This is a genomic window from Mycobacterium sp. TH-M116 (assembly GCF_057473685.1).
Genome location: NZ_JBYCLC010000361.1, coordinates 24,034 through 36,548 on the forward strand (window position 1 = coordinate 24,034; position 12,515 = coordinate 36,548).

The window sequence follows — 12,515 nt, forward strand, 5'->3', positions numbered from 1 at the left end:
CTCCGGCTGCGAAGCGGCCTTTCGCCACTGTGAAAGCTACCGAGCGCTAATGGGTTTTCGCCGCGACGAAAGGCGGCCGCACGACCTCGCATTCGACGGAGCGGCCACGCACGTCGACGGTCACGCGCCGGCCGTCCTCGATGCCCGCGCCGGTGTCGATCAACGCCAGCCCGATGCCGGCCTGCAGCGTGGGCGAGAACGTTCCGGAGGTGGTGAAACCGACCGGGGTGTCCCCGGCCAGCACCGTGAGTCCCGGACGCAGCACCCCGCGGCCGACCATGCGCAGCCCGCGCAGCAGCCGCCGCGGCCCGGCCGCCTTCTCGGCCAGCAGCGCATCGCGGCCGAAGAAGGCGGCCTTCTTCCAGCCGACCGCCCAGCCGCACCGGGCCTGCAGTGGCGAGATGTCGAGCGAAAGTTCGTGCCCGTGCAGCGGATAGCCCATCTCGGTGCGTAGGGTGTCGCGGGCGCCCAGGCCGGCGGGCTCCCCGCCGGCGGCACGCACGGAAGCGAGCAGCGCGTCGAACACCACCCCCGCCGAATCCCAGGGCGGCAGCAGTTCGTAGCCGTGCTCGCCGGTGTAGCCGCTGCGGCACACCCGCACCGGCACCCCGGAGTAGGAGCCGTCGGCGTAGGCCATGTACTCCATGTCGGTCGGCAGCCCCAGATCCCCGAGCACGTCAACCGACTTCGGCCCCTGCACGGCCAGCACCGCGTAGGCGCGGTGCTGGTCGGTGATCGTCAGGCCGGATCCCGAACCGGCCTCGGCCGCCGCCCGCAGCGCCGCGACGACGGCGGCGGTGTTGGCGGCGTTGGGCACCAGGAATATCTCGTCGTCGGTGACGTAGTAGGCGATCAGGTCGTCGATGACCCCACCGGATTCGGTGCAGCACAAGGTGTATTGGGCCTTCCCCGGGCCGATGCGGCCCAGGTCGTTGGTGAGTGCGGAGTTGACGAACGCCGCGGCGCCCGGCCCGCGAACCAGCGCCTTGCCGAGGTGGCTGACGTCGAACAGTCCGACGGCATCGCGGGTGGCGTTGTGCTCGCTGACAGTGCCGGCGTAGGACACCGGCATCAGCCAGCCGCCGAATTCGCCGAGGCTGGCACCCAGCTCGCGATGGCGGTCTTCCAGCGGTCCGTGCAGCAGCTCTGACCCGTCGCTCACGCCGTCCCACCCTAATCGGCGCCGGTGAGGCTGCCGGGCCGGGCCCCGCCTCACGTGACTAGGGTGATTTCCCGTGACCACCGAACCGGGCTATCAGTCCCCCACCGTCAACGTCGCCACCTCGCTGCCCAAACGCACCACGGGCTCCACGGTGCTGCTCGTGCCGGTCGTCTCGAGCGGCGAGGACGACAAGCCGGGTGCGGTGCTGGCGTCTGCCGAGTCGTTCCTTCCTGCCGGCGCGGTCGCCGAGATCGAGGCCGGCCTGCGGGCCCTGGACGCCACCGGCGGCAGCGAACAGGTCCACCGGCTGGTGGTGGGTTCGCTGCCGGTGGCCAGCGTGCTGACGGTCGGCCTGGGCAAGCAGCGAGCGGAATGGCCGGCCGAGACCATCCGCCGCGCCGCCGGCGTGGCGGCGCGGTCCCTCGGCAGCGCCGACACCGTGCTCACCACCCTGGGCGAGCTGCCCGGCGAGGGCGTCTGCTCGGCCGCGGTCGAGGGGCTGATCCTGGGCGGCTACCGGTTCACCGAGTTCCGCAGCGCCAAGACGGCGCCCAAAGACAAAGGGCTGCGCAAGATCACCGTGCTCTCCGGTTCGAAGGACGCCAAGAAGCAGAGCGCGCACGGCGCGGCCGTCGCGACCGCGGTCGCCACCGCCCGCGACCTGGTCAACACCCCGCCGAGCCACCTGTTCCCCGCTGAATTCGCCAAGCGGGCCAGGGCTTTGGGCGAATCCGTCGGGCTGGACGTGGAGGTGCTCGACGAAAAAGCCCTCCAGAAAGCAGGTTACGGCGGCATCATCGGTGTCGGCCAGGGCTCGTCGCGCCCGCCGCGGCTGGTGCGGCTGATCCACCGGGGATCGCGGCTGGCGAAGAAGCCGCAGCAGGCCAAGCGGGTGGCGCTGGTGGGCAAGGGCGTCACCTTCGACACCGGTGGCATCTCGATCAAACCGGCGGCGTCGATGCACTACATGACCTCCGACATGGCCGGCGCCGCGGCCGTCGTGGCGACCGTGACCCTGGCCGCGCACCTGCAATTGCCCATCGACGTCATCGCCACGGTGCCGATGGCCGAGAACATGCCCTCGGCCACCGCGCAGCGACCGGGCGACGTGCTGACGCAGTACGGCGGAACGACGGTCGAGGTGCTCAACACCGACGCGGAGGGCCGGCTGATCCTGGCCGACGCGATCGTGCGGGCCTGCGAGGACAAGCCCGACTACTTGATCGAGACGTCCACGCTGACCGGCGCGCAGACCGTGGCGCTGGGCTCGCGCATCCCCGGCGTGATGGGCAGCGACGAGTTCCGCGACCGCGTCGCGGGCATCTCGCAGCGGATCGGCGAGAACGGCTGGCCGATGCCGCTGCCCGACGAGCTCAAAGAAGACCTGAAGTCCGCGGTGGCCGACCTGGCCAACGTCAGCGGCCAGCGTTTCGCCGGCATGCTGGTGGCCGGGGTGTTCCTGCGCGAGTTCGTCGCCGACGGGGTGGCATGGGCGCATATTGACGTGGCCGGTCCGGCCTACAACACCGCCGGCCCGTGGGGGTACAGCTCCAAGGGCGCCACGGGCGTGCCGACCCGCACGCTGTGCGCGGTGCTCGAGGACATCTGCGACCAGGGCTAGCCCATGGGAACTGCCGACCGACCCTGCGTTGCGCCATCCCCGAGTGGTCTGACGGCGAAGGGCGGAATCGTGACGGTGCGAGGATTCGACTCGGTCGCCGATCGGTGTCCGTGCCGGCTTCCCGGGCGGGATTGAGGCCTCGACATCGATGGCGGCCGGCGACTGTGGTGAGAGGCGCAGTCGGCGAACTGCGCCGACGCGGCGAGGCTACCGCTGGAGCTAGATGACCCGAAGCCGCGCGGTGTTGCGCAGCGCCTGCGGGGCCAGCCGGGATATCCCGTACAACGCATAGGCTTCCGGCGCGACCGGACGGATCGGCTTGTTCTTCCTGGTCGACGACAGGATCGCGGTAGCGACGTTCTCGGGTCCGTAGTGGCGCAGCGAGAACAGCAGGCCGAGCTGGCCGCGCCGGCCGTCGACCTGCTCCGCCTTGCCCTCGGGGGCATCGATGCGGGTGGTCTTGATGATGTTGGTGTTGATGACGCCCGGGCAGATCGTGGTCAGGCCGATGCCGGCGGTGTCGAGTTCGGCCCGCAGGCAATCGGAGAACATGAAGGACGCGGCCTTGGAGCTGCAGTAGGCGCTCAGTGACTGCAGCGGGGCGTAGGCGGCCATCGACGCCACGTTGACGATGTGCCCGCCGGTGCCTCGGTCGACCAACCGCCGCGCGAATGAGCGGCAGCCGTTCACCACGCCGCCGAAGTTGACCTTGAGCACGCGGTCGAATTCCTCGGCGGGGGTGTCCAGGAATCCGCCCGCATGCCCGATGCCCGCATTGTTGACGACGATGTCGGGGACGCCGTGCTCGGCGCAGACCCGCTCGGCGAATGCCTCGACCGCGTCGCCGTCGGACACGTCGAGCACATAGCTGTGCGCGGTCCCGCCACGCGCGGCGATCTGGGCCGCGGTCTCTTTGACGGAGGCCTCGTCGATGTCGCTCACGATCAGCTCGGCGCCGTGGTCGGCAAAGGCGAAAGCGGTCTCCCGGCCGATTCCGCTGCCGGCCCCGCTGACCGCCACCAGGGTGTCGCCGAAATCCCCACGGGAGCGGCCTACCTGGGCTCGCAACAGCCCGCGGCTGGGCTGCCGGCCTTCGGCCAGGTCGGCGAAGTCGTGCACCGCGGCCGCCATCACCTGCGGGTGCGACATCGGGGAGAAGTGGCCGGCTCTGATGTCGCGGCGCCACAACCGGGGCACCCAGCGCGCGGTGTCGTCGTAGCCGTAGGGCCGCACGTACGGGTCTTCGGTGTTGACGATCAGCTGCACCGGCGTGTCGACCACCGGGATCGGCCGCTTGCGGGTGAACGACCGGAAATAGTTGGCACGGTAGGTCTTCACCGAGCGGGCGGCGTCGGCGGCCAGTTTCTCGGAGTGGTGGATCTTCTCGGCGGGGATCCCGTCGACGATGTGGCGCCGTACCGCCCTGCTCGTCAGCGCCAGCCGCAACACCAGCGGTGCCAGCACCGGTACGGAGAAAAACGCCATGTAGGTCAGCCGCAGCGCCTGACTGAGCGCACGCGCGAAGGTCCGTGGGCGCCACGGCCGACGCAGGCCCCCGAGGATGTAGGCGACGAGCTGGTCCTGGCTGGGGCCCGAGACCGACGTGAACGAGGCCACCCGGTCGGCCGCACCCGGGCGGCTCAGGTACTCCCACACACCCACCGAGCCCCAGTCGTGCGCCAGGACGTGCACGGGCCGGCCGGGGCACAGCGCAGCGGTCACCGCGGCGAAGTCGTCAGCGAAACGTTCCATGGCGTAGGCCGAGGCCGCCCCGGGCGCCGACGAGCCGCCCACCCCCCGGTTGTCGTACCGGATGACGCGAAACCGCTCGGCCAGCAACGGCACGACACCGTCCCACAACACGTGCGAGTCGGGAAAGCCGTGCACCAGGACGACGGTCGGGCCCTCGGGGTTGCCCTCTTCGTAGGCCGCGATGCGCACCCCGTCCGCGCTGTCGACGAAATTCCGGGAAACGCGCTGTGGTGACGCCATCTGACCTCCGCCGCCCCTGATGTGCTCCGACTGCCCCTGACTGGAACCGTGACCAGCAGTGGCCACACCGTAGCAAGCAGGGTTGACGGTCACCCCGGCATCGGCGCGCGGCCGCCCTGGATGTGTGCCCGTCGCGGGGCGATGACAAGATGGAGGCCGGATAGTCCCGACGACCTTGTTGCCCCGGCGGTCCGCGACCGTGCGGTGATTCGGACGTCGTCCTGCGCCGACCCACGAGCGATTCGAGGAGTCAGAAGAGATGGCCTTCTCCGTCCAGATGCCGGCACTCGGCGAGAGCGTCACCGAGGGGACGGTCACCCGCTGGCTCAAACAGGAAGGCGACACGGTCCAAGTCGACGAACCCCTCGTCGAGGTGTCCACCGACAAGGTCGACACCGAAATCCCTTCCCCGGCGGCCGGGGTGCTCACGAGGATCGTCGCGCACGAAGACGACACCGTCGAGGTGGGCGGCGAGCTGGCCGTCATCGGCGACGCCTCCGACGCCGGCAACTCCGAGTCGGGCGGATCGGGCGCGCAGGCGCCCAGCCGGCCGGAGCCCGCAGCGCAACCCGAACCCGAGCCGGCGGCACCTGCGCAGTCACAGGCCCCACCGCGGGCCACACGACCCGTGCAGGCATCCGGCGACGCCACCCCGGTGCTGATGCCCGAGCTCGGCGAATCCGTTGCCGAAGGCATGATCACCCGCTGGCTGAAGAAGGTCGGCGATTCCGTGGAAGTCGACGAGCCGCTGGTGGAGGTGTCCACCGACAAAGTCGACACGGAGATCCCGTCGCCGGTCGCCGGCGTCCTGGTCAGCATCACCGCCGAGGAGGACGCCACCGTTCCGGTCGGCGGCGAGTTGGCCCGGATCGGCTCGGAAGCTGGTGCCACGGCCGCCCCCACCACGCCGTCGCGGCCCGAGCCCGCACCCGAACCGGCGCCCCAGCCCAAAACCGAGCCCGCACCCGAACCGGCGCCCCAGCCCAAAACCGAGCCCAAGCCGGAACCCAAAGCCGAACCCAGGCCGGAACCGGCGCCCACGGCCGAACCGGGACCAGCCCGGCCCACCGGTGAGTCGCAGGGCGAGGCGACGCCCTACGTCACTCCGCTGGTGCGCAAGCTGGCCCACGAAAACGACATCGACCTGACCGAGGTCACCGGGACCGGGGTGGGAGGCCGGATCCGCAAGCAGGACGTGCTGGCCGCCGCGGAGCGCAAGAAGCAGGCCGCCGAGCCGGCCACGCGAGCGACCGCGGCCACCCCGCCCGCCGGCGCGCCCACGGTGGCCGCGGGCTCCGGACAGGCCGCGCCCACCCCGACACCGGCGCTGGCGCACCTACGCGGCACCACGCAGCAGGCCAGCCGCATCCGGCAGCTCACCGCCGCCAAGACGCGGCAATCCCTGCAGGCCACCGCACAGCTCACCCAGACCCACGAGGTCGACATGACCAGGATCGTCGGGCTGCGGGCACGGGCCAAGGCGGCGTTCGCCGAGCGCGAAGGGGTGAACCTGACCTATCTGCCGTTCATCGCCCGCGCGGCGATCGACGCACTGAAGATCCACCCCAACATCAACGCCAGCTACAACGAGGACACCAAGGAGATCACCTACTACGACGCCGAGCACCTCGGCTTCGCCGTCGACACCGAGCAGGGCCTGCTCTCTCCCGTGATCCACAACGCCGGCGACCTGTCCCTGGCCGGCCTGGCCCGGGGGATCGCCGACATCGCCGCGCGCGCCCGCTCGGGCGATCTCAAACCCGACGAGTTGTCCGGCGGCACCTTCACGATCACCAACATCGGCAGCCAGGGCGCGTTGTTCGACACCCCGATCCTGGTGCCGCCTCAGGCGGCGATGCTGGGCACCGGGGCCATCGTCAAGCGCCCCCGGGTCATCGTCGACGAGTTGGGCAACGAGTCGATCGGGGTGCGCTCGGTCTGCTATCTGCCACTGACCTACGACCATCGGCTCATCGACGGAGCCGACGCGGGACGTTTCCTCACCACGATCAAGAACCGGCTCCAAGAGGGAGCGTTCGAGGCCGATCTGGGGCTGTGAGAGCGTGGCCCGGGCTGGTGACAAGTTCGTTGTCGCGATCGCGGGTTCGTCCGGCCTGATCGGCTCCGCGCTGGTGACCGCGCTGCGCGCCGAGGACCATCGGGTGCTACGCATCGTGCGCCGTGCACCGGCGAATTCCGAAGAGCTGCACTGGAATCCGGAGAGCGGCGAGTTCGATCCCGACGCGCTGAGCGAGGTCGATGCCCTGGTCAACCTCTGCGGGGTGAACATCGACCAGCGGCGCTGGTCGGGTGCGTTCAAGCAAAGCCTGCGGGACAGCCGCATCACTCCGACCGAGGTGCTGGCCAACGCCGCCGCCGACGCCGGCGTCGAAACGCTGATCAATGCCAGCGCGGTGGGCTATTACGGGCACACCGGAGACTGCGTGGTCGACGAGAGCGCCGGGGCAGGAAGCGGATTCCTGGCCCAGCTGTGCCAGGACTGGGAAGCCGCCACGCTGCCGGCCCAGTACGGTGGGGTCCGTGTCGTGCTCGCCCGCACCGGGGTGGTGCTGGGGGCGGCGAGCCAGTCGCTGCGCAGGATGCGTCCGCTGTTCTCGTTCGGCCTGGGCGCCAGGCTGGGCAACGGCCGTCAATACATGTCGTGGATCAGCCTCGAGGACGAGGTGCGCGCCCTGCTGTTCGCTATCACGCATCGCGCACTGTCCGGCCCGGTGAACATGACCGGGCCCGCGCCGGTGACCAACGCCGAGTTCACCACCGCGTTCGGCCGCGCGGTCGACCGTCCCACCCCGCTGGCGCTGCCCGGTGCGGTGGTACGCGCCGCGCTCGGAGAGTTCGCCGACGAGGCGCTGCTCATCGGTCAGCGCGCCATCCCGGACGCGCTCGAGCGGGCCGGTTTCCAGTTCCACCACAACACCATTGGCGAGGCGCTGAGCTACGCCACCGCCCGGCCCCACGAGGCATAGCCGCTGACCGGCACTTCGGCATTCATCGACGAGACCGTGGACTGGTGACGAGTGTCGGTGACGAGTGGCTGGTGGCGCCACCCGTGGTGGGTTGTCCGCTGACTACGTGCCGGCTCGCCGGTGCTGCGGCGGAACCGGGCGAAGCGGGTCGCCGCCATCAGGACCAGTGCCAACGTCACGCCAGTGCGACCAACGCCACCGAGCGTCATTCCCGCGTGACACCGCGTCGCCGCGGGCCGGTCGGCCGAGTAGCGTCGGCGAGGTGAGTAACTCCATCCGGTCGGCGCCGACCCCCATCGACGTCCGCAGGCTGGGCACGGTGGACTACCGCACCGCGTGGCAGCTGCAGCGCGACCTGGCCGAAGCCCGGATCGCCGGTGGCCGCGACGCTCTGCTGCTGCTGGAGCACCCGCCGGTGTACACCGCCGGGCGGCGCACCGAGCCGCACGAGCGGCCGGCCGGCGGCGCGGCCGTCGCAGAGGTCATCGCCACCGACCGCGGCGGCAAGATCACCTGGCACGGGCCGGGCCAGCTGGTCGGCTACCCCATCGTCGGGCTGGCTGAACCGCTCGACGTCGTCGATTACGTCCGGCGACTCGAGGAATCGCTGATCACAGTATGCGCAGATGTCGGGCTGGAAACCGCCCGCATCCAGGGCCGCTCGGGCGTGTGGGTCCCGGGCGACGCCACACGTCCCGCGCGCAAGATCGCCGCCATCGGGGTGCGGGTGTCCCGCGCGACCACCCTGCACGGGTTCGCGCTCAACTGCGACTGCGACTTGGGGGCGTTCGGCGCCATCGTGCCGTGCGGCATCAGCGACGCCGGAGTGACCTCATTGTCGGCCGAACTGGGACGCCCGGTGGGCGTCGACGACGTGAGCGCGGCGGTCGCCGCCGCCGTGTGCGACGCCCTGGACGGTGTCCTGCCGGTACGGGACCATCCGGTCGCCCGCGTAACATCGGTCGGTGACTGTCGCACCCGAAGGCCGCAAATTACTGCGCCTCGAGGTACGCAACGCCGAGACCCCGATCGAGCGTAAACCGCCGTGGATCAGGGTCCGCGCCCGGATGGGACCCGAGTACACCCAGCTCAAGGCCCTGGTCCGACGGGAGGGTCTGCACACGGTCTGCGAGGAGGCCGGCTGCCCCAACATCTTCGAATGCTGGGAGGATCGCGAAGCCACCTTTCTCATCGGGGGCGACCAGTGCACCCGGCGCTGTGACTTCTGCCAGATCGACACCGGCCGCCCGGCCGAGCTGGACCGCGACGAGCCCCGGCGGGTCGCCGACAGCGTGCAGACGATGGGCCTGCGCTACGCCACCGTCACCGGCGTAGCCCGTGACGACCTGCCCGACGGCGGGGCCTGGCTGTACGCCGCTACCGTGCGCGCCATCAAGGAGCTGAACCCGTCGACCGGCGTCGAGCTGTTGATCCCCGACTTCAACGGGGACCGCGCGCGGCTGGCGGAGGTCTTCGAGTCCCGCCCTGAGGTGCTGGCCCACAACGTCGAGACGGTGCCGCGGATCTTCAAGCGGGTCCGGCCGGCGTTCACCTACCGGCGCAGCCTCGACGTGCTCACCGCCGCGCGCGACTTCGGTCTTGTCACCAAGAGCAACCTCATCCTCGGCCTGGGCGAAACCCCCGACGAGGTGCGCACCGCCCTGGCCGACCTGCGTGACGCCGGCTGCGACATCGTCACGATCACCCAGTACCTGCGGCCGTCGGCGCGCCACCACCCCGTCGACCGCTGGGTGCGGCCCGAGGAGTTCGCCGAGTTCGCCGGGCACGCCGAGGAATTGGGCTTCTCCGGGGTACTGGCCGGGCCGCTGGTGCGCTCGTCCTACCGGGCGGGACGCCTCTACGAGCAGGCCGCCCGTGGCCGCGTCCCGGCTGCGCCGGACGACGGGGCCTGCGCACCCTGACCGGCACCGCATATCCTTGGCGACTATGGCTAAATCCCGCACAGCCGCCGAGAACAAAGCCGCCAGAGCACAGGCGCAGGCCGCCCGCAAGGCCGCCGCCAAGGAACGCCGCGCCCAGCTGTGGCAGGCGTTCAGCATTCAGCGCCAGGAGGACAAGCGGCTGCTGCCGTACATGATCGGCACCTTCGTGCTGATCGTGGGCGCCTCGGTGGCGGTCGGCCTGTGGGCCGGCGGGCTCACCATGGTCACCCTGATCCCGCTCGGCGTGCTGCTGGGCGGATTGGTCACGTTCATCGTCTTCAGCCGCAGGGCGCAGAAATCGGTCTACAGCAAAGCCGAGGGCCAGGCCGGCGCCGCGGCATGGGTGCTGGACAACTTGCGCGGCAAGTGGCGGGTGACCCCCGGTGTCGCTGCGACCGGTCACTTCGACGCGGTTCACCGGGTGCTCGGCCGGCCCGGCGTCATCCTGGTCGGCGAGGGATCGGCGGCCCGGGTCAAACCACTTCTGGCCCAGGAGAAGAAGCGGCACGCGCGGCTGATCGGCGACGTACCCATCTACGACGTCGTCGTCGGCAACGGCGACGGTGAGGTGCCCCTGGGCAAACTGGAGCGCCACCTCACCCGCCTGCCGGCCAATATCAGTGTCAAGCAGATGGACACGCTGGAGTCGCGGATGGCCGCGCTCGGATCGCGCGCGGGCGCCGGGGTGATGCCCAAGGGGCCGCTGCCCAACTCCGGCAAGATGCGCGGTGTGCAGCGCACGGTGCGCCGCCGGTAGCTTCGAGGTCCCGAAAGCCCCGATCGTCAGCGCCGCACCACCGCCGTGCCGGTCACTCGGTCGTGGAGACCGCGGCCGTCGAAGTCGGTGAAGAGCGCCGGGATCACCAGGCCGACGAGCAGCCCCCGCACGGCCAGCCGGATGACGCCCACGGGCTGTCGTCCGTCCACCGCCGCCACCCCGAGTCCCAGGGTCAGCTGGCCGGGTGTGGAACCGAAGAGCCGCACCGCCACCACCCCGAGCACGAACCAGATGACCAGCACCGCCGTCGCCAGCTCCCGCTGGGACAGCAGACCGAACGTCAGCGCCAGCTCCGCCAGGCCGTAGGAGATCAGCCAGTCGATCAGCAGCGCGGCCAGGCGGCGTCCCATCGGCGCCAGCGAACCCGCACCGCTGCGGGGCAGGCCGATCGCCTGCCCAGGGTAGGCGGATCGCGCTCCCGGCGTCATCGGGCGCAACCCCGGCGGTGCTCTTCGGCACGCGAGTGCGACAGTACGGGGTGCATGGCCTCACAATAGGACCCGCAGAGCCCGCCGCCGACCCGGCCACTCTCGGTGGCGCCACGGTCGCGTAACGTGCGCGCAACACGGGGTTGACCGACGGGCAACATCAGCTTCATAGCGTCAGGCCGCGGATCTCACCAAGTAAAGGAGCATGCTGTGACGGAAACGACGCCCGACGACGTCTTCAAGATCGTCAAGGACGAGGACGTCGAGTTTGTCGACGTCCGGTTCTGTGACCTGCCAGGCATCATGCAGCACTTCACGATTCCGGTGTCGTTCTTCGACCAGAGCGTTTTCGAGGACGGACTGGCCTTCGACGGCTCCTCGATTCGCGGATTCCAGTCGATCCACGAGTCCGATATGCTGCTGCTTCCCGACCCGGACACCGCACGCATCGACCTGTTCCGCGAAGCCAAGACGCTGAACATGAACTTCTTCGTGCACGACCCGTTCACCCTGGAGCCCTACTCGCGCGACCCGCGCAACATCGCGCGCAAGGCCGAGAACTATCTGATCAGCACCGGCGTCGCCGACACCGCATACTTCGGCGCGGAGGCCGAGTTCTACATCTTTGACTCGATCAGCTTCGACTCGCGCACCAATGGCTCGTTCTACGAGATCGACGCGATCTCGGGATGGTGGAACACCGGCTCGCCCAACGAACTCGACGGCAGCCCCAACCGCGGCTACAAGGTGCGCCCCAAGGGCGGGTACTTCCCCGTCGCCCCCGTCGACCACTATGTCGACCTGCGCGACAAGATGCTGCAGAACCTGATCAAGGCGGGCTTCAGCCTGGAGAAGGGCCACCACGAGGTGGGCACCGGCGGGCAGGCCGAGATCAACTACAAGTTCAACACGCTGCTGCACGCCGCCGACGACATGATGCTCTACAAGTACATCGTGAAGAACACCGCATGGGCGAACGGCAAGACGGTCACGTTCATGCCCAAGCCCCTGTTCGGTGACAACGGCTCCGGGATGCACACCCACCAGTCGCTGTGGAAGGACGGCGGCCCGCTGATGTACGACGAGACGGGCTACGCCGGCCTGTCGGACACCGCGCGGCACTACATCGGCGGCCTGCTGCACCACGCGCCGTCGCTGCTGGCGTTCACCAACCCCACGGTGAACTCCTACAAGCGCCTGGTTCCCGGGTTCGAGGCGCCGATCAACCTGGTGTACAGCCAGCGCAACCGCTCGGCGTGCGTGCGGATCCCGATCACCGGCACCAACCCCAAGGCCAAGCGCCTGGAGTTCCGTTGCCCCGACGCCTCAGGCAACCCGTACCTGGCGTTCTCGGCCATGCTGATGGCGGGCCTGGACGGTATCAAGAACAAGATCGAGCCGCAGGCACCGGTCGACAAGGACCTCTACGAGTTGCCGCCGGAGGAGGCCGCCAACATTCCGCAGGCGCCCACCCAGCTGTCTGCGGTGATCGACCGTCTGGAAGAGGACCACGAATACCTCACCGAGGGAGGCGTTTTCACGCCCGACCTGATCGAGACGTGGATCAGCTTCAAGCGCGAGAACGAGATCCTGCCGGTCCAGAT

General features: G+C 69.9%; 10 protein-coding genes. 7 read left to right on the forward strand and 3 right to left on the reverse strand.

Annotated elements, in window-relative coordinates:
* Nucleotides 1–46: 46 nt before the first annotated feature.
* Entirely contained in the window at nucleotides 47–1,162 is a 1,116-nt protein-coding gene (gene gcvT / locus AC2VOK_RS18730; protein ID WP_428901806.1) for a glycine cleavage system aminomethyltransferase GcvT, read from the reverse strand.
* Nucleotides 1,163–1,235: 73 nt separating this feature from the next.
* Here gcvT and AC2VOK_RS18735 point away from each other — a divergent pair, with 73 nt between their 5' ends.
* Nucleotides 1,236–2,783 (forward strand): leucyl aminopeptidase, encoded by a 1,548-nt coding sequence (locus AC2VOK_RS18735; protein WP_428901807.1) that lies wholly within the window; start codon nucleotides 1,236–1,238, stop codon nucleotides 2,781–2,783.
* A 219-nt stretch (nucleotides 2,784–3,002) separates the two neighbouring features.
* Here AC2VOK_RS18735 and AC2VOK_RS18740 read toward each other — a convergent pair whose 3' ends face one another.
* On the reverse strand, nucleotides 3,003–4,775 hold the full coding sequence (locus tag AC2VOK_RS18740) for an SDR family oxidoreductase (protein WP_428901808.1): 1,773 nt from the start codon (nucleotides 4,773–4,775) through the stop codon (nucleotides 3,003–3,005).
* Between the two features lie 259 nt (nucleotides 4,776–5,034).
* Between AC2VOK_RS18740 and sucB the strand changes: the two genes are divergently transcribed.
* The 5 genes from sucB to AC2VOK_RS18765 all read left to right on the forward strand — a co-directional run bounded on the left by sucB (nucleotide 5,035) and on the right by AC2VOK_RS18765 (nucleotide 10,462).
* Entirely contained in the window at nucleotides 5,035–6,834 is a 1,800-nt protein-coding gene (sucB, locus tag AC2VOK_RS18745) for a 2-oxoglutarate dehydrogenase, E2 component, dihydrolipoamide succinyltransferase (protein WP_428901809.1), read from the forward strand.
* 4 nt (nucleotides 6,835–6,838) lie between these two features.
* Nucleotides 6,839–7,762 (forward strand): TIGR01777 family oxidoreductase, encoded by a 924-nt coding sequence (locus AC2VOK_RS18750; RefSeq protein ID WP_428901810.1) that lies wholly within the window; start codon nucleotides 6,839–6,841, stop codon nucleotides 7,760–7,762.
* 262 nt (nucleotides 7,763–8,024) lie between these two features.
* On the forward strand, nucleotides 8,025–8,801 hold the full coding sequence (gene lipB, locus AC2VOK_RS18755) for a lipoyl(octanoyl) transferase LipB (RefSeq protein ID WP_428901811.1): 777 nt from the start codon (nucleotides 8,025–8,027) through the stop codon (nucleotides 8,799–8,801).
* The gene (gene lipA, locus AC2VOK_RS18760) at nucleotides 8,728–9,684 is read left to right on the forward strand and encodes a lipoyl synthase (protein ID WP_428901812.1); all 957 of its coding nucleotides are present in this window, start codon (nucleotides 8,728–8,730) and stop codon (nucleotides 9,682–9,684) included. The genes lipB and lipA overlap by 74 nt, the downstream gene beginning before the upstream one ends.
* Nucleotides 9,685–9,709: 25 nt before the next feature.
* Nucleotides 9,710–10,462 (forward strand): DUF4191 domain-containing protein, encoded by a 753-nt coding sequence (locus tag AC2VOK_RS18765; RefSeq protein WP_421528140.1) that lies wholly within the window; start codon nucleotides 9,710–9,712, stop codon nucleotides 10,460–10,462.
* A 26-nt stretch (nucleotides 10,463–10,488) separates the two neighbouring features.
* Here AC2VOK_RS18765 and AC2VOK_RS18770 read toward each other — a convergent pair whose 3' ends face one another.
* On the reverse strand, nucleotides 10,489–10,911 hold the full coding sequence (locus AC2VOK_RS18770) for an RDD family protein (RefSeq protein ID WP_428901813.1): 423 nt from the start codon (nucleotides 10,909–10,911) through the stop codon (nucleotides 10,489–10,491).
* Between the two features lie 210 nt (nucleotides 10,912–11,121).
* On the opposite strand from AC2VOK_RS18770, the gene glnA reads away from it, so the two are divergent.
* The coding region (glnA, locus tag AC2VOK_RS18775; RefSeq protein ID WP_428901814.1) for a type I glutamate--ammonia ligase at nucleotides 11,122–12,515 on the forward strand (1,394 nt) is incomplete at its 3' end.

What these genes read in the sequence shown, in the direction of transcription:
- AC2VOK_RS18740 (WP_428901808.1), bottom strand. Translation starts at nt 4,775, where the DNA reads ATGGCGTCACCACAGCGCGTTTCCCGGAATTTCGTCGACAGCGCGGAC.
- sucB (WP_428901809.1), top strand. Translation starts at nt 5,035, where the DNA reads ATGGCCTTCTCCGTCCAGATGCCGGCACTCGGCGAGAGCGTCACCGAG.
- AC2VOK_RS18765 (WP_421528140.1), top strand. Translation starts at nt 9,710, where the DNA reads ATGGCTAAATCCCGCACAGCCGCCGAGAACAAAGCCGCCAGAGCACAG.
- AC2VOK_RS18770 (WP_428901813.1), bottom strand. Translation starts at nt 10,911, where the DNA reads ATGACGCCGGGAGCGCGATCCGCCTACCCTGGGCAGGCGATCGGCCTG.